Source organism: Dactylosporangium sp. CS-033363 (assembly GCF_050942475.1).
GTDB lineage: Bacteria > Actinomycetota > Actinomycetes > Mycobacteriales > Micromonosporaceae > Dactylosporangium.
Window position 1 is genome coordinate 2,817,550 of sequence record NZ_CP192032.1, and the last position, 20,982, is coordinate 2,838,531.

The window sequence follows — 20,982 nt, forward strand, 5'->3', positions numbered from 1 at the left end:
CATGCGACTCCGTCTCGGCAACGCCTTCTCCCACGTGTTCCTCTTCGGCTGGGCCGTCCTGACGACGTTTCCGTTGCTGTGGGCGGTGCTGTCGTCGTTCAAGTCGGACGACGAGATCCTGTCGGACGCCTGGGGCCTGCCGTCGGCGCTGCGATTCTCGAACTGGTCGCGCGCCTGGAACGAGGCGCACATGGGCCGCTACTTCCTGAACAGCACCATCGTCGTGGCGGGGGCGCTGTTCCTGACGATGCTGCTGGGCGCGATGGCCGCTTATGTGCTGGCCCGCTACTCACTTCGCGGGATGCGCCTGGTGTACTACGCCTTCGCGGGCGGCATGGTGTTTCCGGTCTTCCTGGCTCTGGTACCGCTCTTCTTCGTGGTGAAGAACCTGGGGCTGCTCGGCACGCTGCCCGGGCTGATCCTGGTGTATACGGCGTATTCGCTGCCGTTCACCGTGTTCTTCCTGACGGCGTTCTTCCGGACCCTGCCCACGGCGGTGGGGGAGGCGGCGCTGGTGGACGGGTGCTCACACTGGAGCTTGTTCTTTCGCATCATGCTGCCGATGGCTCGTCCTGGCCTGATTTCGGTGGGCATCTTCAACTTCTTGACGCAGTGGAACCAGTACATCTTCCCGATCGTGCTGATGCAGGGGGAGGGGAGCGAGAAGCGCTGGGTCCTGGCGCAGGGGTTGACAGCCCTCGCCGTGAACGAGGGGTACGCGGGGGACTTCGGGGGGTTGTTCGCGGGGATGACGATCGCGATGCTGCCGGTGTTGTTGCTGTATCTGGCGTTCCAGCGGCAGGTGCAGTCCGGGCTGACCGCTGGGCAGCTCAAGTAACTGCGAACCCCGCGGCGGACCGTGATGCCGTGGTGGGTCAAGGGCTTGTCGCCCGCTTGGACGGCAAGGCGTGCTGAAAGACGAACCGCCGCCGGCGCATGAAGGCGCCGGCGGCGTAGGAAGCGGCGTCAGCTGACTCTGGGCAGGGCGTTGTACCAGACCTGGGCCATGTACTTGTAGCCGGTGTCGTTCGGGTGGACCCGTTCGGCGCCAACCGAGTCGGCTGAGATCTGCGTCGAGACCATGTCCACGACGATGACGTGGCTGCGGGCGGCCGCCACGGCGGGCAGGCCCGCGTTGTAGCCGACCTCCTGGTCCTGCTGCCACTGGTTGTTGAACGGGGTCAGCGGGATCTTCGCCACGATCACGTACGACGTGGGGGAGCCGGCGTGGATCTCGTCCAGCAGGTGGTTCATGCTCGCCAGCATCTGGGCCGTGGTGTGGTTCAGGCCGTCGTCGTTCGTGCCGGCGTGGATCAGGATGATGTCGGGGCGCTTCAGGGCGACCCAGCGGCGGGCCTCGGCGCCGAGCTGGTCGATGGTCCAGCCGGAGTGGCCCTCGTGGTTCATCGGGGCGGTGCCCTGGGTGCCGACGAAGGTGTGCGGGCGGCCGGCGAGGAGCTGGTCCAGGAACTTGCGGTACCCCTGGCCGTCGGTGCTCGCCAGGCCGAGGGTGATCGAGTCGCCCATCGGCATGATCGAGTAGGCGTCGCTGCCGAGGTCGCGGGTGCGGGGGTCGTTGACCACGGCGCCGGGCTGGGCCGCCGGCTGTTGCTGCTGCTGTTGCTGCTGCTGTTGCTGTGCGGCCGCGGGGTGCTGGCCCAGCGCCGCGGCTACCGCGGCGAGGAATGCGGCAATGAACTCGTGCAAGATCGCTCTCCAATGTGCGGGGGCGAACGTGATCTTTGCACGACCGGGAGGACATTTGTACCGTCCGATCGCGTACAAGCGAGGCTACGGCGCCGGCCCGCATCGGCGCAGGCTGATGGCATGCGAAAGAACGCGTTTGCCCTGTTCTTCCTGGCTCCTCTGGTCGCGGAGTTCCTGCTCGGCGACTTCGGGATCAATGCGCTGTTTGCACTGCTTTTTCTGGCCCCGATGTACGGCGGCGGCGCCATTCTGATCCGCGAGTTCGCGCGGCGCACCGGGCGCGGGTGGCCGACGATGCTGACCCTGGCGCTCGCGTACGGCGTGATCGAGGAGGGGCTCGTCACCCAGTCGCTGTTCAACCCGAACTACGCGGGGCTGCACCTGCTCGAGCACTGGTTCGTCCCGGTCCTGGGCATCTCGGTGCCGTGGACGCTGACCGTGCTCGCCGTGCACACCGTGTGGAGCATCAGCGTGCCGATCGCGCTGGTCGAGCACCTCAGCCCGGCCACCCGTACGACGCCGTGGCTGCGCGTGCCCGGGCTGGTCGTCGCGGGCGTGTTGTGCCTGCTCGGGGCGCTGCTCAACGTGTTCGGGACCTGGACCAGCGACCACTTCCAGGCGCCGTGGCCGCGGCTGGCCGGGGCCGCGATCGTCGGGCTGGCGCTCATCGTGCTCGCGTTCCGCTGGCCGCATCGCGAACCGACCGCCGGCCCCGTGCCGCCGGCCTGGCAGGTGCTCGTGCTCACGCTCGTCGCCGGGGCGCTGTTCCGGCTGCCCGACGCCACCCCGACCTGGGTCAACGTCGCGCTCATGGTCCTGGTGTTCGCCGGGATGACGGTCGCCGTGCTGCGCTGGTCGGGCCGGGACGGGTGGGGCGCCGCGCACCGGCTCGCGCTCGCCGCCGGGGCCACGCTGACCTACGCCTGGCACTCCTTCTTCATGCGGCCGTTCATGGGCGACGGACCGGTCGTCACACCCGTCAGCCACGTCGTGTTCGCAGTGCTCGCGATCGTCCTCTTGTACTGTGCGATGCGCGCAACGCCCCGTTCACCCGAGCCGCACACAATCACCGCATGAACCACCAGGCAGCGGTCGACGAGATCCAGGCGCTCTTCACGAGCGAGGGCGCGCAGGAGTACCTCGGCGAACCGGTGACGCAGGCCGAGCACATGCTGCAGGCGGCGGCACTGGCAGTACAAGCGAAGGCTCCTGAAACCCTCGTGGCAGCCGCACTATTGCACGACGTGGGACATTTCCACGGGCTGCTCAGCGGGTCCGACCTCATGGAGGGCCGGGACAACCGGCACAGCGACACCGGGGCCGACTGGCTGGCGCAGTGGTTCGGGCCCGCGGTGTGCGAGCCGGTGCGGCTGCACGTGGCGGCCAAGCGGTACCTGTGCGTCGTCGAGCCCGGCTACTACGACCGTCTGTCGGAGGCGTCCAAGTACACCCTAGGCGTCCAGGGCGGCCCGATGTCGCCGGAGCAGGCCGAGCGGTTCGCCGCGCACGAGTACGCGGACGCCGCCGTGGCCCTCCGTCGCTGGGATGAGCAGGCAAAAGAGCCGGGGGCGGCCGTCGCGCCCTTCGTGGAGTACCGAAACATGCTTGTCCGCCTCATGTCGGATTGACGATCGGTTTCCGGGCAGCGCGGCCGGAGCGCCCCCGGCCAGACTGTCGTGATGGCCACCGATGTTCCGGCGAACGCCTTCCGCGAACTGGACCGCGCGAACCCCGAGATCCAGCGGGTCCGCGAGGTCGCCATCGCCGCCCTGCACCTGGCGCCCGGCCAGCGGATTCTCGACGCCGGCGCGGGCACCGGGGAGGTGGCGCGGCTGCTGGCGACGCGGCTGTGCGACTCCGGGGCCATCGTGGCCCTGGACGCGTCGGAGGAAGCGATCGCCGTGGCGCGGGAGCGGGACGAGGGGTCCTGCGTGCAGTACATCTGCGGCGACGTGACGGCGATGGACTTCGCGGACGGCTGGTTCGACGCCGTGCGCTGCGAGCGGGTGCTGCTGCACCTCGGCGACCCCGACGCGGCCGTGGCCGAGCTGGCTCGGGTGACCCGCCCCGGCGGCCGGGTCTGCCTGGTCGACACCGACTGGGAGTCGGTGGCGGTCGACGGCCTGCCCCGGCCGCTGGTCGCCCGGGTCCGCGAGCACCTGCTGGCCACGGTGGTCGGCCAGCACCTGGACATGGGCCGCACGCTGCGCCGCCGGCTGCACCGGGCCGGGCTGGCCGAGGTCACGGCGGTCCCGGTCGCCCTGTACTTCCCCGACCCCATCGCCGCCGCGGCCGTCCTGCCGATGGTCAACCCGATGGTCCCGGCGGAGGCCGGCCTGATCCCCGGCGACCTGCGCGAGGACTGGTTCGGCGCGCTCGGCGAGGCGGGCGAGCGCGGCGACTTCCTGGCCACGCTGACGATGTGGGTGGCCAGCGGAACGGTTTAGCCCTCGGCGGCGGCCAGGAGCTCGCGCAGCAGCGCTGAGAGCTGGCGGCGGCGCGCCTCGGGCAGGTGCTCGAGGACCTCGCGCTGGGCGTCCAGGCCGGCCACGACTGCCTCGTCGACGAGGTCGCGGCCGCGGCGGGTCAGGGTGATGACCAGGCCGCGGCGGTCGGCCGGGTCCGGGGCGCGGGTCACGAGGCCGGCCTTCTCCAGGCGGTCGAGCCGGCCGGTCATGCCGCCGGTCGTCAGCATCGAGGACGCGCTCAGCGCCTTCGGGGAGAGCTGGAACGGCTCGCCCGCGCGGCGCAGGGTCGCCAGGACGTCGAACTCGCCGCGGTTGATGCCGAGGGCGCCGTACACCTTCTCCTGCCGGTCGCCCATGATCCGCGACAGCCGGTAGATCCGGCCGAACACGGCCATCGCGTCGGTCTGCAGCTCCGGGCGCTCGCGGCCCCACTGCTCCACGATCCGGTCGACATCGTCCACGCAAGCAGATTAGCACCCGCTTGCTTCTAAGTAGCTTAGTGGTAAGCTACTTAGTCATGAGGAACCTGACAGTGATCGCCCCCGTGCTGTGGGGGACCACGTACCTCGTGACCACCGAGCTGCTCCCCGCCGACCGGCCGCTGCTGGCCGGGACCCTGCGCGCGCTGCCCGCCGGGCTGCTGCTCGTCGCGGCCGCCCGCGCGCTGCCCAAGGGAGCCTGGTGGTGGCGCTCGGCGGTGCTCGGCACGCTGAACATCGGGCTGTTCTTCGCGCTGCTGTTCGTCGCCGCGTACCGGCTGCCGGGCGGGGTCGCGGCCGTCCTCGGCGCGCTCGGCCCGTTCGTCGTGGCCGGGCTCGCGTTCGGGCTGCTCGGCCAGCGCCCAGCGGTCCGGGTCCTGGCCGCCGGGGCCGCCGGCGTGGCCGGGGTCGCGCTGCTGGTCCTGCGCTCGCAGGCCGCGCTCGACCCGATCGGGCTCGCCGCCGCCGCTGGCGGGATGGTGTCCATGTCGTTCGGTACCGTCCTGGGCAAGCGCTGGGGCGTGCCCGAGGGCTTCGCCGAGCGCCGCCAGGCCCTGCTCGCCCTGACCGGCTGGCAGCTCACGGTCGGCGGCCTGCTGCTCGTCCCCGCCATGCTGCTCGTCGAGGGCCTGCCGCCCGCGCTGAGCTGGGCCAACGTGGCCGGCTTCGGGTACCTGTCGCTGGTCGGCACGGCGGGCGCGTACCTGCTGTGGTTCCGCGGCGTCACCTCCCTCCCGCCCGGGCGCGTGACGCTGCTCGCCCTGCTCAGCCCGGTCGTCGCGGCCGCCCTGGGCTGGGTCGCGCTGGGCCAGGCGCTGTCCGCCGGGCAGCTCACCGGGGCCGCGATCGTGCTGGTCGCGGTGCTGATCGGGGCCGGCACGTTCAAGGTCGGCAAGCCGACAGCGGCGCTCAAGGTCGCCACCGCGCCGTAGCCTTGGGCAGGTGCCCCGCCGCGCCGCCACCGCCGCGCACCTGGTCGTGGCCAAGACCGCGCGGCAGGTGCCCCGCCACGTCGCCCCCGCCGCGCGCCGGGCCGTGGCCAAGACCGGGCGGCAGGTGCCCCGCCGCGCTCTCATTGCCGCGCACCTGGTCGTGGCCAAGACCGCGCGGCAGAGGCCCCGCCGCGCTCTCATCGCCGCGCTCCTGGTCGTGACCGGGATCGCGGCGGCCGCGCTCGCCTGGCCGAGTGCGGACGGCGACGGCCAGGGGCGGGTGCTGACGAGGACGTCGTCGACCCGGATCACGGCCGGCGTCGGCTGGACCCACCGCTGGACCGCCGCGCCCGGCGGGGCCACCGACGCGGCCGGCAACCAGTGGGAGTCCGACGCGGCCGTGGCGCAGGGCGGCGGCGCGCCCAAGGAGCTGGCGGCGGGGAGTTCGGCGCCGTACCGGTACAGCCGCAGCGGCACCCCCACGTTCAGCCTCCCGGTGCCGCAGCCGGGCACCTACGCCGTGACGCTCTCGCTGGCCGCACCCGAGCGCGGGGCTGCTCCCGAGGCCGCCGTCACGGTCAACGGGCAGCGGGTCCGCCTCGCCGGTACCGCCGCCGGGCGCGTCAGACACGCCACCGTCCTCGTCCCCGTCACCGGCGACACCGCCACGGTCGCCGTCACCGCGCTGGAGCACCTGGCCGGAGTGACGGCCGTCACGGCGACCATGGCCCGCACCGGCACCGACCCGCTGCGCGCCGAGCTGGCCGAGGAGTTCGACGGCACCGGCCCGCTGACCGGCTGGACCCCGGAGCTCGGCGGCGGGGGCTGGGGGAACGGGGAGCTGCAGGAGTACACCGCGAACCCGGCCAATGCGGCCCGCACCGGCGACGGCCGCTTGGCGATCACCGCCCGCCACGACGGCGGCAAGTACACCTCGGCGCGGCTCCGCAGCGACTTCACGGCGCAGTACGGGCGGATCGAGAGCGTGCTGGCGGTACCCACGGGGAAGGGCTTGTTGCCGGCGTTCTGGATGCTCGGCGCGGATGTCGCCACCACCGGCTGGCCCGCCGCCGGCGAGATCGACATCATGGAGTCCCTGGGCGCTGACCGCGTCTACGGCACCTTCCACGGCCCCGACGGGTCGGAGCGGGGCTGGGAGCGCCAGTTCACCGCGGTTTCGAAGCATGGACCGCACCGGTACTCCCTGGAGTGGTGGCCCGGCCTGCTCCAGTGGTCCGTCGACGGCGTGGTGCAGGCGACCCTGCGCGAGGAGGACCTGGGCGCCAAGCAGGCGTGGGTCTTCGAGCGCCCGATGTTCCTGCTGCTGAACGTCGCCGTGGGCGGCCGCTGGCCCGGCACTCCGCCGTCGTCGACCGGCTTTCCGCAGACGATGTACGTGGAATCAGTACAATGGTGGCGTTAGGGTTGGATCGCATGAGCTTCGATGCCATCGTCGTCGGCGCCCGGGTCGCCGGCTCCCCCACGGCCATGCTGCTCGCCCGGGCCGGCCACCGCGTCCTGCTGCTGGACCGCGCCACGTTCCCGAGCGACGTCATCTCGACCCACCTGATCCACGTGCCGGGGATGGCGTACCTGCGGCAATGGGGCCTGCACGACGCCGTGGCCGCCGCGGGCGCCCCGCCGCACGAGCGCTTCACGATGGACTTCGGCCCGTTCGCCATCAGCGCCCCGCCGCCCGCGGTGGACGGGGCCGCGCACGCGTACTGCGTCCGCCGTACCGTCCTGGACAGCATCCTGCTCGACGCGGCCCGCGCGGCCGGCGTCTCCGTCCGCGAGGGTGCCGCCGTCTCGGAGCTGATCCTCGATGACGGCGGCCGGGTCGTGGGCGTGCGCGGCGAGGGCTTCGAGGAGCACGCGCGCATCGTCATCGGCGCGGACGGCCTGCGCTCGACGGTGGCCGCGCAGGTCGGCGCCACCCGCTACGCGGAGACCCCGGCCCTGACCGCCTGCTACTACGCATACTACAGGGGTGTCGAGCCCCGCGAGGGCGCCGAGATCTACCAGCTGGGCGACCGCGCGGTGGTGCTCTTCCCCACCAACGACAACGAGACCTGCGTCTTCGTGGCCTGCCCGATCGCCCAGTTCCACGACTTCCGCACCGATGTGGAAGCCAACTACGCAGAAGCCCTTTCCCGTGTACCGTCTGTGGCTTCGCGAATCGCCGCAGCGTCCCGCTCGGGCCGCATGCACGCCACGGCGGACGTCCCGAACTTCTTCCGCCAGTCCGCGGGTCCCGGCTGGGCACTGGTGGGCGACGCGGGCTACCACAAGGACCCGGTCATGGCTGCGGGCATCACCGACGCCTTCGTGTGCGCCGCACTGCTGGCGAACGCGGTCCACAGTGGACTGTCGGAGGGTGGCAACCTGGACGCGGCGGTGGCGGGGTACGTCGAGGAGCGGGACCGGCGCTTCCTGCCGGCGTTGCAGCTGACGTGCCAGCTCGCGTCGATGGAGCCGCCGACGCCGGAGATGGCCGCGCTGTTCGCCACGATCGCGGCGAGCCCGGCGGAGTCGACTCGCTTCTTCGGCGTACTGCAGGGGAGTACGCCGATCCCGGAGTACTTCGCCCCGGACAACCTCGGCCGCATCATGAGCGGCGCCTGACACCTCCCGCCCGCACCTCGGGGGAAGGCACGCGGCCAGATCCACCGTCGGGATCAGTTCAAACCCCGACGGTGATCTCACCGGCCACGAGCCGTGGCCAAGGCACCGGTTTGCGGCCAGGCTCAAATTCTTGTCCTACCTCCGGTTCCGGACCTTGCCGTCCAAGCGGGCGACAAGCCCGTGACCCACCACGGCAGCACGGTGCGCCGCGGGTTTGCCTTCGTTCAGGCCCAGAAGACGGACGGGCGGGCGGCTACCTCGCGGCCGGACTGTTCCAGGTCGGCGGCCCACGGCAGCATGCGCTGGAACGTCGGTTCGCCGCCGGTGGCCATGTGCCGGATCACCTCCACGTTGCGCTCGATGCGGCCGAGCATCGCGTCGCGGACGGCGGTGCGGTCGCCGGTGTAGCCGTACGCGTCCAGCAGCAGGTGGAAGCGCCGCCGGTCGTCGTCCGGCGGGAAGCCGGCGGGTTCGGTGATCGCGGCCGTCAGCAGCGGGGACCAGGTCAGGGCCGTGAACGCCAGGTCGTCCTCGCGGGTGCACGGGCTGGCGAGCTCCCAGTCCACGAAGCCTCGCAGGGTGCCGTCCGCCCAGACGGCGTTCCACGGGGCGGCGTCCAAGTGGCCGATCAGCAGGCCCGGCTGCCAGGGGCGGCCGGTGAACCAGACGGCGTCGGCCGGTGGGCGGTACGACTCCGTCGTGTCGTGCAGTCCGCGCAGCCAGGCGCCGACCTGGCGCAGGGTGTCGTCCGAGCGGGCCCACTCCGGCCACGGCTGGGGTTCGCCCAGGGTTTCGCCCGGCAGGAACGTCAGGCGTTCGCGGCCCTGGTCGTCGAAGCCCAGGACCCGTGGGGCGCCGTCGAATCCGGCTGCTTCGAGGTGGCGCAGGACGGTGTGGACGGTCGCCGTGAACGGTTGGGCTGGGCGGCGGACCTCGTCGTCGACGCGGACGGCGCCGTAGGTGCGGCCGCCTTCAAGCCGTTCTTCGGTCATTCCACCGTTTCTAGCGTGCTCGGGCGATCGCGGCGAGCGATTAACCGGCGGTGCGGCGCCAGCGCAGGCCGGAGGTCAGGGCCAGGGCGGCCGCGACGACGTAGCCGAGGGCCCACACGATGCGGGTCGTGCCCCAGCCGGCGTACAGCCCCATGTACGCCACCGCCAGGAGCAGGGCGCACGCCGGGACGATGGCCAGGGCGGCGGTGAAGCGGTCGAACGTGCGCGAGGCGGGCCGCGAGAGGCGGGTACCGCGCAGCACGGCGGCCAGCAGGAGCGTCAGCGCGGCCAGCCAGTCGAACGGCTGATCGGCCGGCAGCAGTTGGTGGATCGGGCTGACGAGCACGATCGCGATCGCCGCGACGACGACCGCGGCGATGGTGGCGACCTGGGCGTTGCCGGTCACCCGGGTGGCGGTGTCCGGCTCGTCCGGGGCGGGCGCGTTGCCGGCGGTCCGCCTGGCCCAGATGACGGTCGCGGTGACGCCCAGGGCCGCGGCGGCGACGGGAACCAGGTGGCGCGCGATGTCGTAGCTGATGTCGGCCACGGTCAGCTCCCCACGATGAACTGGACGACGGCGAACGCGACGCCGATGCCGCCGAGCGCGATGGCGGTCCAGTCGGCCGCGCGGGGGCCCGGGTGGCGCAGTCGCCAGGCCCGCCATAGGACGGCGAGGCCGAGGCCGAGGCCGCCCACCAGCCCTGGTCCGTTGGGGCGGTCGCCCACGATCGGGATGAGGAGCAGGAGCGCGGCGAGGCCGGCGGACACGAGGGCGAACACCTCGGCGAAACTGGTGCCTACGGCGGATTTCGGAGGCACCGGCGGTACCGTCGCAGCCGCTTTTGGCTTTTCCTGGGGCGTTTCCGGCCAGAGTCGCTCGTCCGGTTGCGCCGGCTGCGGGATCGACACGGGCGCCGGCTGCGTCGCGAACGGTGCGGGTTGCGGCGTCGGCGTTGCGAACGCGGGCGGCGGGATCGGGGCGGGTTGCGGCGTCGGCTGCGTGACGAACGCGGGCTGCGGGGCGGTGGCCAGGTGCAGGGCGCCCTCGGCCACGACGAGCTGGGGCTCCTCGAGGACGGTCGGGGCGACGCCCGTGGCGCGGTGCAGCATGGTGGCGATCAGCGGCGTCCGGGTGCCGCCGCCCACGAGGAACCAGCCGGTGACCGACTCCGGCCGGATTCGGGCTTCCTTCACCGTGGTGAGGGCGAGCTCGACCGTGCGCGCCAGCACGGGCTCGGCGGCGGCGTCGAACTGCTGGCGGGTGAAGAGTACCTCGCTGTCGGCGGCCGGGATGAACATGCTCGCGGACGACTCGCGGGACAGCGCCTCGCGCAGGTGGCGGGCGTCGGTCCAGAGCATGGTGGCGTGGCGCAGGTCGGCGGCGGACTGGGGCGCGGCGAGGCGGCGCCAGGTGTCCGCGGCCGACGGCTCGACGACCGTGCGGGCGTGCGCGACGACCAGCGCGTCGAGGTCCAGGCCACCCACGTCGTCGAGGCCGCGGCACGCGAGGTCCCGGAACCCGTCGGCGGTGCGCTGCACGACGCTCGCGTCGAACGTTCCGGCGCCGAGGTCATAGACGACAACCGACTGTCCCACTTGTACCGCATGACCCAGCACGGCCGCAAAGTACGTGGCCGCGGCGACGGGCTCGGCGATCAGCGTGGGGGCCGGCAGCCCGGCCTGCGCGGCCGCGTCGGACAGCACCTGGCGGCGGGCCGAGCCCCAGGTCGCCGGGCAGGTCATGGTCAGCGTCGCGGGCGGGCCGCCGAGGGTGCGCACCGCCTCGTCGCGCACCCGGGTGAGGGTGGCCGCGACCAGCTCGGTGACGGGCACGGCGCGGTCGCCCAGCAGCACCTCGAGGTCGTCGATGCGGCGCTTGGGGTGCGGCTCGTAGCGCGCGGGATCGAGGCGCGCGGCGTTCTCCGCGTCGCGGCCCACGAGCAGGCGCCCGGCGTCGCTGCGGAACACGGCCGAGGGCAGCAGCGGGGAGGAGTCGAACAGCAGCGGCCGGACCTTGCCGCCGGGATGTCGAAGCACGGCAACGGTACTCGACGTTCCGTAGTCGATTCCGAGCGCGGCATCCGGCACGGGGCGAAGCATAGGGATCTTTGGCACGCGGAAACGATCCTTCGATCGGCTCACAAAAACTGTCAGACCCGGCGCGTAAGGTGCCCAATGCGATCTTCCAGGCGAGAGGAGGCCCGGGATGCTCGGACTGGTGCTCAGCGCGTTGCGAGCGCGCGCCGCGCAGGCGTGGGCCGTCTTCGTGCTCGCGGTGCTGCTGGTGACCGCGGCCGCCGCCGGCCCGTGGTTCGCCGCCGGGGCCGAGCGCCGGGCCGCCGCGGCCGACGTCGCCGCCGCGCCCGCGTCCGAGCGCACCGTCTCGGTGCGCCGCCAGACGAATGCGGACGGCGACCCGGAGCCGGCCCTGGCCGCGTACCGCGACACCGTCGAGCGCCTGCTCCCGCTGGGCGGCGCGGCCGCGCCCGGCACGGTGGGCATCGCCGCCGACATGCTCCTGGAACGCCCCGACACCACCCCGAAGGTCGCGGTCGTCTACCGCGAGGGGGCCTGCGACCACCTGCGGATCGACGGCCGCTGCCCCGCCGCGGCGGGCGAGGTCCTGCTGAGCACGGCCGCCGCCGACGCCCTCGGCCTGCGTACCGGCGACACGATCGCGCTGCGCAACCAGCCGCGCGCCAAGGAGGTGCCGGCGACCGTCGTCGGCCGCTACGACCTGGCCGACGCGGCCGGGTCGTACTGGGGCGACTCGCTGTACCTGACCGGCCCCGAGGGCGGGCTCGACCCGGTGTTCACGGCCGTGCAGACATTCGAGAGCGCGCAGCTGGCGGGGCCGACGTTCGCGTACACCGCCGAGCTGCCCGAGTCCGCGTTCACCGACGCCGGCTCGCCGGTCGCGGCCCTCCTGCGCCAGGCCGACTTCGCGCTGGGGCGGGGCGGGCTGACCCTGGTCGCACCGGGCGCGGACCTCGCGAGCCGGATCGCCGCCGACCGCGCCGCGATCCGCGACGGCGTCCTGGCCGGCGCGCTGGGCGCGGTGGTGCTGTGCTGGTGCGCGCTCATGCTGGCGGGGCGCCAGACCGCCCGCGACCGGCGCGGCGACGCGGGGCTGCTGAAGCTGCGGGGCGGATCGCGGGGGCGGGCGCTGCGGCTGGGGGTGGGGCAGCTGGGGGTACCGCTGGTGGCGGGCCTCCCGCCCGGGCTCGTTCTCGGCTGGTGCGCGGGCCGGCTCCTCGGCGGCCCGGCGGCGCCCGAGGTCTGGCTCCTCGCCGGTGCGGCGGCCGGCGCCGCGGTGCTCGGCGGGCTGGCCGCGCTCGCGGCGGGGGAGCTCGGGGTGCTGCGGGCGCCGGTGGCGGTGCTGCTGCGGCGGGTACCGTCCCGCAGCGGCGCCCGTCGCGCCGCCGCGGACGTCGCGCTGGTCGTGCTGGCCGGGTTCGCGGCCGCGCAGCTGTGGGGAACCGGGCTGCGCACGGCGGTGCCCCTGCTGGTCGCGGTGATCGTCGCGGTGGCGGCGGCCCGGATCCTGGCGGCGGTGGCGTCGCGGGCCGGGTCGGGGGCGCTGCGGGCGGGACGGTTGCGGGCCGGGCTCGCGGCGGTGTCGCTGTCCCGCCAGCCGGGCGCGGACCGGCTGATGGCCCTCGTCGCCGTCGCGGTCGCGGGGGTGTGCGCGGCGACCGGCGGGCTGCTGGCCGGGTACGACGCGCGGGATGCCCGGGCCGCGCAGGAACTTGGGGCGCCGCGGGTGCTGACCGTACGGGCGGCGAATCCGACGGCGCTGCTGGACGCGGTGCGCCGGGCGGACCCCGGTGGGCGTGCGGCGATGGCGGCGGTCGTGGACCGGACCTCGAACCCGGCCGTGCTCGCCGTCGACGCCTCCCGCCTCGACGCGGTGGCGGGCTGGCCGGCGGAGCCGCCGGCGGGCCGCCTCAACACGGGGGCGGGCTGGCGGGCGGTGCTGAAGCCGCGTGGGACGGGGGCCGAGGCGCCGGCGGTGACCGGTGGGCGGCTGGTCGTGCGGGCCCGCAACGGGGGCGCGGAGGCGGTGCGGCTGGCCGTCGTGCTGCAGAACACCGTGACCGGCAAGCGGGCCACGTCGACCCTCGCGCCGATCGAGCCCGGCGAGCACGAGGCGGGCGCGGATGTCACCGGCTGTGCCGAGGGGTGCCGGCTGGTACGGCTCGATCTGCTGCAGCCGCCGGCCGATGCCACGCTCACCATCACGGGGCTGCGGCAGGAGGGGCCGGCGGCGGACGTGCTCGGCGCCGCCTTCCTCGGCGACCCCCGGCAGTGGCGCGGCGGCGCGACCGGACCGGCGCTGCAGGTGAGCGCTCGGCAGGGCGCGCTGACCCTGACGGTGCCCGCGGACGCCCCCGCCCCGGATGCCTCCGCCGGTGACGCCTCCGCCGGTGATGTTGACGCCCGCGCGTACGTCATGAGTACCGCCCTGCCGCTGCCCGCCGTGCTGGCCGGGCCCGCTCCTCCCGCGTGGCGGCTCGCCGACCCGACGCTCGACCTCTTCGGTGGGGCTCCCGTTCCTGTCCACGTCGCCGCGACCGCGCCGTTGGTGCCGGTGCTCGGCGCGGCGGGCGTGCTCGTCGATCTGGACGCGGCGCAGCGGCTGGGGGCCGTGGGGTCGTCGTCGGGCACGTACCAGGTGTGGTTGGCCGCCGGTGCCGCCTCCGCCGTGCCGGAACGCCTTCGCGCGGCGGGGCTGACCATCCTCGGGACGGACACCGTCGCGGACCGGGCGGCGCGATTCGCCTCGCGCGGGCCGGCCGTCGCCGAGCGCTTCCGGCTCTTCGCCGCCACCTTGGGCCTGCTGGCCGCGGCGGCCGCACTCGCGGTCTCCGTCGCGGCTGAGCGCCGCCAGCGCGCGGCCGACCTGCGGGCGCTTCGGGTACAGGGTCTCCCGGCGCGCACCGCCTCGACCGCGGGGCGGGCCGGCTCCGGCGCGGTCGTGCTGGCCGGGGCGGTGACCGGCGTGCTGGCCGCGGTGGTGGCGCGGTTCGCGTCGGGGCCGCCGCTGCCGTACTTCGCCGACGGCTGGAATCCGCCCGTGCCACCGGATCCGCTGCCGCCGCTGCCGTTGCTGGCCGCCGGCGTGGTGGCGCTGCTGCTGCTGGCCGCCGTCTGGCGGACCGCCACCGCCGGTGGCGCCGAGGGGGTCGTCCGATGATCTCGTTGCTGGTGTCGATGCTGCGGGCGCGGCGGGGGCAGGCGGTCGTGCTCGCGCTGCTGGCGTTGTTCGCGGTGGCCGCGGCGGTGGCGGCGCCGGCCTATCTGCAGGCGGTGGACCGGTCGATCGTGGCCGGGCAGGTGGCCACGGCGCCGGCTCGGGAGCGGTCGTTGACGATCACCGCGCGGGTCGATGGGCGGCAGGACGACGGGTTCGACTTTGCCGATGTGGCGTCCGGGCTGGTGGAGCTGCCCGGGTTCGAGCAGGTGTACGGGCAGGAGTTTCCGGCCGTCGGGATCGAGCCGGACAAGGTGCGGGCGTCGCGGGTCACGTACCGGCAGGACGTGTGCGCCCACCTGACGATCGTGGCCGGGCGGTGCCTGGCCGGCGCCGGCGACGTGGTGCTCGGGGAGCACACCGCGGCGCGGCTCGGGCTCGGGCCCGGCGACCCGATCACCCTCACGTTCGCGACGCTGGGCGGGAGCAGCTCCCAGCCGACGTACCTCGCCGACGGCGTCCCGGCGCGGCTCGTCGTGGCCGGGACCTATCGGGCGGCGGACGCGGGCGAGGCGTACTGGGGCGGCCACGGGTACTTCGATCCCGACACCACCGGCGCGCCCGGCGAGCCCGTGTTCGGCGGGTCGGCGACCGTGGCCGGGATGGATCACGGGACCACGGAGGCGTCGCTCGACCTGACGGCCGGGCCCGGGGCGCTCACCGCGGCGGCGCTGCCCGACACCCGGCGGCGGCTCGGCGAGCTGCGGGACCGGGCCGGGCGGCTCGGGCAGGGGATCGTGGTCAGCACCAGGCTGCCGGACCTGTTCGCGCGGATCGACCGCAGCCAGGAGCTGGCGCGGCGCAGTGTTCCGGCGGGTGCGGCGCCGTTGCTGCTGCTCGCGTACGCGGTGCTGTTCATTGCGGCCGACTACGCCACCCAGGGGCGGCGGCCCGAGCTGGCCGTCGTGGCGCTGCGCGGGACCCGATGGTGGACCCGGTGGTGGCTGACGCTCGGCGAGGGGCTGGCCGCGATCCTGCTCGGCGGGCTGGCCGGATGCGTCGCCGGGCAGTTGCTCGTGGGCGCCGTCGTCGCGTGGCGGTTCCCCGGGGTCGAGGTGCCGGTGTTCACGGTGGAGGCGTTGCGGTACGCACCGGTGGCGCTGCTCGGAGCTGTTGCGGCGGCGCTCGTGGCGCAGCGGCGCCATCTGGCCGCGCCGGTGGCCGGGCTGCTGCGGCGGGTGCGGGGGCGGACCGCGACCTGGCGGGTGCGCGCCGGCGAGGCGGTCGTCGCCGTGCTGGCCGCCGCGGCGACCGTGCAGCTGTTCCTCACCGACGGGTCGCTCACCGGAGTCGCCGTCGCGGCGCCGGCGCTGGTGATCCTGGCGCTCGCGCTCGCCACCGCGCGGGCCGTCACGCCGCTGGCCCGGCTCGTGGGTGGGTGGGCGCTGCGGCGGGGGCGGGTCACCACGGCGCTGGCCGCGTTCCAGCTGTCCCGGCGGCCCGGGGCGCAGCGGCTGATTCTGTTGCTGGTGGCGGCGGTGGGCGTGCTCGGGTACGCGGTCACGGCCACCGATCTCGCCGCCCGCGACCGGGACCTGGCGGCGCAGGTCGCGACCGGGGCGCCGCGGGTGCTCAGCGTCGCCTCGGTGGGCCGCGAGCAGTTGCTGCAGGCGGTGCGGGCGGCCGATCCGCGGGGCGAGTTCGCGATGGCCGTCGCCGGGCTGCCGCGGGGCCGTCCGGGCGAGGCGCCGCGGCTGGCCGTGGACACGACCCGGCTGGCGGCCGCGGCGACGTGGCTGGGCGCGTACGGCGATGTCGATCCGGGCGGGCTCGCCACGCTGCTGCGGCCGCCGGTGCGGGAAGTGGGGCTGACGATTCCCGGCCGGGATCTCACCGTCGACGCCACGGTCACCGGCGCCCGCCCCGACAACCCGGTCGCGCTGCGCCTGGTGCTGGCCGGGCCGAAGGGGCGCGCGAACGTGGACCTGGGGGCCGTGCACAACGGGGCGGGCACGTACCAGCAGCGGGTCGCCGAATGCGCCGACGGCTGCCGGCTCGTGGGCGTGCACCTGGTCACGCTCGACCCGGCGGCGACCGCGACCCGCATCACCGTCGTGCTCAACACGCTGCGCACCATCAACCCGCCCCGGACCGCGGCCACCGGCGCCGAGCTGGCCGACCTGGCCCGCTGGCGCGCCGCGGACGCCACCCTGACCGCCGCCCCGGACGGGCTGCGCATCGGCGTCGACGCCCCGGACGGCCTGCCGAACGGCGCCTGGGTCCAGCCGGCGGAGGTGCAGCTGCCGCTCCCGGTGGCCTCGACCGCCGCCGCGACGACGATCTCGGGCCTGGACAACCTCGACGTCCCGGTGACGGTGGCCGCGCACCTGGCCGCGGTGCCGCGCCTGGGCACGGACGGGACGCTGGTCGATCTCGAGTACGCCGAGCGCCTCGCCACCGATTCGGGCCTCGCCGACGAGCCGGAGGTGTGGCTGGGCCCGGCCGCCCCGCCGGACGTGCTGAACCGCCTGGCCGCGCAGGGCCTCGTGGTCGTCGCGGACACCGGCGTGGGGGACACCCGCGCCCGCCTGGCCGCGCAGGGGCCGGCGCTGTCGCTGTGGTTCCACGTGCTGGCCGGCGCGCTGGCGGTGCTTCTCGCGGCGGGCGGGCTGGCCCTGGTCATCGCCGTCGACCGCCGCGACCGCCGGGCCGACCTGGCCGCGCTGCGCACCCAGGGCCTGTCCCGCCGCGCGGCCGGGCGGGTGGCCCTGTGGACGTATCCGGCGCTGGTCCTGGCGGCGGCGCCACCGGGCCTGGCGACGGCCCTGATCGCGTGGCGCCTGACCGGCTGGGCCCTGCCCCTGTTCGGCGAGCCGATGCCGGCGCTGCCGCTGCCGCACTGGCCGACGGGGCCGGCGCTGCCGCTGACCTGGCTGCTGACCCTGGCCCTGCTGATCACGGTCGCGGCCGCGACGGCCCGCGCGACCACCGCACCCCCGAGGAGGACAGCGGCGACAGCAACCCCGAACTGAGCCCGCGCCGGGCCAAGGGGGCGATCATCGCACCCCCGGCGAGGGCGGCGGCCGCCAGTGAGTTGCGGTGGTCGATAGGCTGAGGCGCTCGGCTGTCGGCACCCGTCGGGGAGGCACGTGTGCGGCGCGGTCAGGTTGGGGTGCTGCTGGCGGTAACGTCGGGGCTGTTCTCGGTGCTGCTGGCCGTTGCCGTCAACGTTGCCACCGGCGGGGAGCTGCCCGGGTCGCTCGCGTCGGTCGCGTGGCTCGCGTGGCCGGCCGTCGGGGTGCTCGGGCTCGTCGGCATCGGGCTCGCGATCTGGCAGCAGCATCTGGCCAACGCCACGCCGCCGTTCAACGCCACGCCGCCGCCGCCCAACGCCACGCCGCCGTCGCTCAACGCTACGCCGCCGCTCAACGCCACGCCGTTCAACGCCACGCCGCCGCCCGCGGGCGGGACGGTGCCGCGCACGGCCGGGGCAGAGCCGCCGGAGGGTGGGACGGTGCCGCGCAGGGCCGGGGCAGAGCCGCCCGCGGGCGGGACGGTGCCGCGCAGGGCCGGGGCAGAGCCGCCCGCGGGCGGGACGGTGCCGTCCGAGGGCCGGACAGCGCCGCCCGCGGTTGGGATGGCGTCGCCCGGGGACAGGACGGTGTCAGCCCGGGCCGAGACCGTGACGGCCGGTGCGGGGGCCCTGCGGCCGGCCGAGCTGCCCGCCGCGCCTGCGGTGTTCGGGCGGGACGCGGTTGCGGGGGAGATCGGCGCCGCGCTTCGAGGGGCCGCGGTCATCGTGGTTGCCGCCGCGCCCGGAACCGGGAAGACCGCCCTCGCGCTGCGGGTCGCGCACGACGTGCGGGAGCGGTTCCCCGACGGGCAGCTCTACGCGACGCTCCTCGGTGGCGCCGGCCCGCCCCTGGCGCCCGAGGCGGTGCTCACGCGGTTTCTCAAGGCGCTCGGCGTACCCGACGTGGAGGGCCTGGGCCGGGTCGACGAACTCGCCGCGCGGTTCCGGTCCGCCGTCGCCGATCGGGCCGTGCTCGTGGTGCTCGACGATGCCCGGGACGCCGAACAGGTCGCGCCGCTGATTCCTGGCGGCAGCCGGTGCGCCACGCTCGTCACGAGCCGGGCGCAGCTCGACGGGCTGCCGGGGGCGCGGGTCGTCGGGCTCGGGACCATCGCCGACGAGGCCGCGCTGGCGCTGCTCCACGACCTGGCCGGCGACCGGATCACGAGAGATCCCGGCGGGGCCCGGGAACTTGTCGCCGCCTGTGGTGGGCTGCCCCTCGCGGTACGCGTCGTCGGTGGCCGCCTCCGCGCCCGTAGCGGCTGGACGCCGGGGCAGCTCGCGGCCCGGCTGCGCGACGAGAACAAGATGCTGGACGGGCTGCGGGCGACCTTCCGCGGCGCGTACGACGGGCTGGGCGAGACCGAACAAGTGGTGTTCCGCCGCGCCGGATCCCATCCCGGGGCGGCGTTCGGCACGAGAGCCGCGGCCGCGCGCGCCGGGCTCGACCTCAACGTCACCGAGCAAGCCCTCGAACGGCTCGCCGACGGGTTCCTGGTGGAGTCGCCGGAGCCGGACCGGTACAAGCTGCATGATCTTTTGCGGTTGTTCGCCTCCGAAACGGTGGACGCGGCGGGCGAGCGCCGAGAGGTGGTGGGGCGGCTCCTCCAGGAGAGCTCCGAGGCGGCCGTGCTGCGGGAAGGGCTCGCCGCCGGGCTGCGGGACGAGGTCGTGCGGGCGGCCGGGGCGCCGCCGCAGCACATTGACGACGGGCATGAGTGGCTCGCGGTCCGGCAGGTGGTGGTCGAGGCGCTGCGCGAGGCCGGCGGGGCGCGGCTGGCCGAGGCGCTGCGCGCGCTCTCGGGGGCGTACACGTTCGTGGGGCAGGTGCAGGCGGCGCTCCCGCCCATCGAGGAGGCCGCGGCGCTGGCGCAGGAGGAGCCGGAGATCGCGAAGTGCGCGCGGCGGCTGGGGGAGGCGCTGCGGGACCTCGGCCGGACCGACGAGGCCGAGGCGGCGCTGCTGCGGGCCCTCGAGCTGTGCGGCGAGCAGGGCATGGTCGAGGAGGAGCTGGAGGTCAGCGCCGCGCTCGGGGTGCTGTACAACAACGACCGGCGGTTCGAGCGCAGCCGGCCGGTGCTGGAGCGGGCGCTCACGCTGCAGCCGGACGTGCGGGACGTGCGGCGGGGGTGGGTGCTGCTGTCGCTGGCGGTGAGCGTGCGGTTCGCCGGGGACGCGCGGGCGTCGGCGGCGCTGGTCGAGGAGGCGGCGGCGGTCGCGCGCGAGGCCGGGGACCGGTACCAGCTCAGCTACTGCCATCAGGAGGCCGGCTGGGCCCTGTTCGACCTCGGCGACCTCGACGGGGCGCGGCGGGAGTTCACCACGATGCTGGCGATCTGCCGGGACCTGCGGGTCGGCTTCGGGGAGGCGTCGGCGGTGGAGAGCCTCGGCGTGGTCGCGGACCGGCGCGGCGACCACGCGGCCGGGCGCGCCGCGGCGCTGCAGGCGGCGGAGCTGTACGAGCGGCTGGGCGACGAACGGCGGGCCGAGATGGCACGGGGAAACGCTCAGCCGAGATAGATCGGCCGGAAGCCGGGCATCGCGCGCCGCCCGGTGCCGATCAGCAGGGCGTCGGTGTCCGACCACGACGCCGGGAACGGCTTGCCGGCGATGGACTCCAGGATCGCGCGGGACCGGGCCAGGCCCTCCGGCCAGGGCGGCGTGGTCCGCAGGTCGAGGTGGTGCAGGGTCGCCTCCAGGACGTACGCGCCCAGGAAGTCGCGCACCGTCAGGATCTCCCCGCGGGTGGCGATCAGCGCGTCGGGGTCCGCGAGCTCGGCCGCCCGGACCGCCGCCTCGCCCACGTCGTCGAGGTGGAACTTCTGCAGGCCGGGGTCGCCGTAGGCGCCGGCCAGCCGTACCGTCAAAGCATCCAGCGGATCGTCGCCGGACGGCTGCGCGTCCAGCATGTTCCAGTAGGTGGCGGCGTCGCGGGTCGGCTCGCCCGCGGCCGGCGTGGCCAGGGTGATGAGCACGTCCTGGGCGTCGATGACGAGGTGGCAGACCAGGTCGCGGATCAGCCAGCGCGCGCACCCGGACGGCTCGGCGAAGACGGCGTCGGGAAGGTTGTCCACCGCCGCCAGCAGGTCCGACCAGGAGCGCGCGAAGAGGCTCACACGATCGCGCGCCGATCGGCCCGGGCGGCCAGTTCCCGCTCGTCGACGAAGGCGAGCATCGGCGCGCCGGGCGCGCACAGCATGGTGACGGTGAACCGGAGCGGCACGTCGGTGCGGTTGTTCGCGTCCTGGTAGTGGATGACGTCGCCGCCCGGCTCCCAGAAGGCCTCGCCCGCCGGGATCACCCGCGGCCGCTCACCCTCCAGCTCGAAGACCATCTCGCCCTCCAGCACGTAGCCGAAGGCGGGGCCGGAGTGCCGGTGCGGGGGCGTGCCGGACGAGCCCGGCGGGTGCTCGACGACGATCGTCATCACGTGCGCGTCGGGGGGAAAGAACGGCGGCTTGACTTCCTGCAGCTCGTAAACGGTCATAGGCGGCGGCCTACCCGGAGCGGGA

Annotated in this window: 17 protein-coding genes; 10 read left to right on the top strand and 7 right to left on the bottom strand. The window is 74.8% G+C overall.

Features of this window, described 5'->3' with window-relative positions:
• The first annotated feature begins 1 nt into the window (after position 1).
• Positions 2-838 (top strand): carbohydrate ABC transporter permease, encoded by an 837-nt coding sequence (locus ACQPZ4_RS13015; protein ID WP_433059591.1) that lies wholly within the window; start codon positions 2-4, stop codon positions 836-838.
• 128 nt (positions 839-966) lie between these two features.
• Here ACQPZ4_RS13015 and ACQPZ4_RS13020 read toward each other — a convergent pair whose 3' ends face one another.
• Complete coding sequence (locus ACQPZ4_RS13020; RefSeq protein WP_433059593.1) at positions 967-1,707, bottom strand: SGNH/GDSL hydrolase family protein; 741 nt, start codon at positions 1,705-1,707, stop codon at positions 967-969.
• 120 nt (positions 1,708-1,827) lie between these two features.
• Here ACQPZ4_RS13020 and ACQPZ4_RS13025 point away from each other — a divergent pair, with 120 nt between their 5' ends.
• From ACQPZ4_RS13025 to ACQPZ4_RS13035, 3 genes are read left to right on the top strand one after another with little or no spacing between them, the layout of a single operon-like run.
• Positions 1,828-2,784 carry a hypothetical protein gene (locus ACQPZ4_RS13025; protein WP_433059596.1) on the top strand — a complete coding sequence of 319 codons (957 nt, stop codon included), beginning with the start codon at positions 1,828-1,830 and terminating at the stop codon, positions 2,782-2,784.
• Positions 2,781-3,335 (top strand): phosphonate degradation HD-domain oxygenase, encoded by a 555-nt coding sequence (locus ACQPZ4_RS13030; protein ID WP_433059599.1) that lies wholly within the window; start codon positions 2,781-2,783, stop codon positions 3,333-3,335. The genes ACQPZ4_RS13025 and ACQPZ4_RS13030 overlap by 4 nt, the downstream gene beginning before the upstream one ends.
• A 51-nt stretch (positions 3,336-3,386) precedes the next feature.
• Positions 3,387-4,154 carry a methyltransferase domain-containing protein gene (locus tag ACQPZ4_RS13035; RefSeq protein WP_433059601.1) on the top strand — a complete coding sequence of 256 codons (768 nt, stop codon included), beginning with the start codon at positions 3,387-3,389 and terminating at the stop codon, positions 4,152-4,154.
• Here the strand turns inward: ACQPZ4_RS13035 and ACQPZ4_RS13040 are convergent.
• Complete coding sequence (locus ACQPZ4_RS13040) at positions 4,151-4,636, bottom strand: MarR family winged helix-turn-helix transcriptional regulator (protein WP_433059604.1); 486 nt, start codon at positions 4,634-4,636, stop codon at positions 4,151-4,153. The two genes, ACQPZ4_RS13035 and ACQPZ4_RS13040, sit on opposite strands and share 4 nt — an antisense overlap.
• Positions 4,637-4,692: 56 nt before the next feature.
• On the opposite strand from ACQPZ4_RS13040, the gene ACQPZ4_RS13045 reads away from it, so the two are divergent.
• From ACQPZ4_RS13045 to ACQPZ4_RS13055, 3 genes are read left to right on the top strand one after another with little or no spacing between them, the layout of a single operon-like run.
• Complete coding sequence (locus ACQPZ4_RS13045) at positions 4,693-5,586, top strand: EamA family transporter (RefSeq protein ID WP_433059606.1); 894 nt, start codon at positions 4,693-4,695, stop codon at positions 5,584-5,586.
• Positions 5,587-5,596: 10 nt separating this feature from the next.
• Positions 5,597-7,009 (top strand): glycoside hydrolase family 16 protein, encoded by a 1,413-nt coding sequence (locus ACQPZ4_RS13050; RefSeq protein WP_433059609.1) that lies wholly within the window; start codon positions 5,597-5,599, stop codon positions 7,007-7,009.
• A gap of 11 nt (positions 7,010-7,020) precedes the next feature.
• Positions 7,021-8,211: an NAD(P)/FAD-dependent oxidoreductase gene (locus ACQPZ4_RS13055; RefSeq protein WP_433059612.1), complete on the top strand. Its 1,191-nt coding sequence runs from the start codon at positions 7,021-7,023 to the stop codon at positions 8,209-8,211.
• Between the two features lie 224 nt (positions 8,212-8,435).
• Here the strand turns inward: ACQPZ4_RS13055 and ACQPZ4_RS13060 are convergent, their stop codons facing one another.
• Genes ACQPZ4_RS13060 through ACQPZ4_RS13070 form a run of 3 tightly spaced genes read right to left on the bottom strand, consistent with a single transcriptional unit; the run spans position 8,436 to position 11,240 of the window.
• Entirely contained in the window at positions 8,436-9,203 is a 768-nt protein-coding gene (locus ACQPZ4_RS13060; RefSeq protein WP_433059615.1) for an aminoglycoside phosphotransferase family protein, read from the bottom strand.
• A 40-nt stretch (positions 9,204-9,243) separates the two neighbouring features.
• The gene (locus ACQPZ4_RS13065; protein ID WP_433059617.1) at positions 9,244-9,750 is read right to left on the bottom strand and encodes a hypothetical protein; all 507 of its coding nucleotides are present in this window, start codon (positions 9,748-9,750) and stop codon (positions 9,244-9,246) included.
• 2 nt (positions 9,751-9,752) lie between these two features.
• Entirely contained in the window at positions 9,753-11,240 is a 1,488-nt protein-coding gene (locus ACQPZ4_RS13070; protein ID WP_433059620.1) for an Hsp70 family protein, read from the bottom strand.
• A 169-nt stretch (positions 11,241-11,409) separates the two neighbouring features.
• On the opposite strand from ACQPZ4_RS13070, the gene ACQPZ4_RS13075 reads away from it, so the two are divergent.
• The 3 genes from ACQPZ4_RS13075 (at position 11,410) to ACQPZ4_RS13085 (ending at position 19,990) form a co-directional block, all read left to right on the top strand.
• On the top strand, positions 11,410-14,400 hold the full coding sequence (locus ACQPZ4_RS13075) for an FtsX-like permease family protein (RefSeq protein WP_433059624.1): 2,991 nt from the start codon (positions 11,410-11,412) through the stop codon (positions 14,398-14,400).
• Positions 14,397-17,429, top strand: a complete 3,033-nt coding sequence (locus ACQPZ4_RS13080; protein ID WP_433059627.1) for a hypothetical protein — start codon at positions 14,397-14,399, stop codon at positions 17,427-17,429. The genes ACQPZ4_RS13075 and ACQPZ4_RS13080 overlap by 4 nt, the downstream gene beginning before the upstream one ends.
• Positions 17,430-17,548: 119 nt before the next feature.
• Positions 17,549-19,990 (top strand): NB-ARC domain-containing protein, encoded by a 2,442-nt coding sequence (locus tag ACQPZ4_RS13085; RefSeq protein ID WP_433059629.1) that lies wholly within the window; start codon positions 17,549-17,551, stop codon positions 19,988-19,990.
• Here ACQPZ4_RS13085 and ACQPZ4_RS13090 read toward each other — a convergent pair.
• Positions 19,978-20,586, bottom strand: coding sequence for a maleylpyruvate isomerase N-terminal domain-containing protein (locus ACQPZ4_RS13090; RefSeq protein WP_433059632.1), 609 nt, complete (start codon positions 20,584-20,586; stop codon positions 19,978-19,980). The two genes, ACQPZ4_RS13085 and ACQPZ4_RS13090, sit on opposite strands and share 13 nt — an antisense overlap.
• Positions 20,583-20,957 carry a cupin domain-containing protein gene (locus tag ACQPZ4_RS13095; protein ID WP_433059634.1) on the bottom strand — a complete coding sequence of 125 codons (375 nt, stop codon included), beginning with the start codon at positions 20,955-20,957 and terminating at the stop codon, positions 20,583-20,585. The genes ACQPZ4_RS13090 and ACQPZ4_RS13095 overlap by 4 nt, the downstream gene beginning before the upstream one ends.
• Positions 20,958-20,982: the final 25 nt, after the last annotated feature.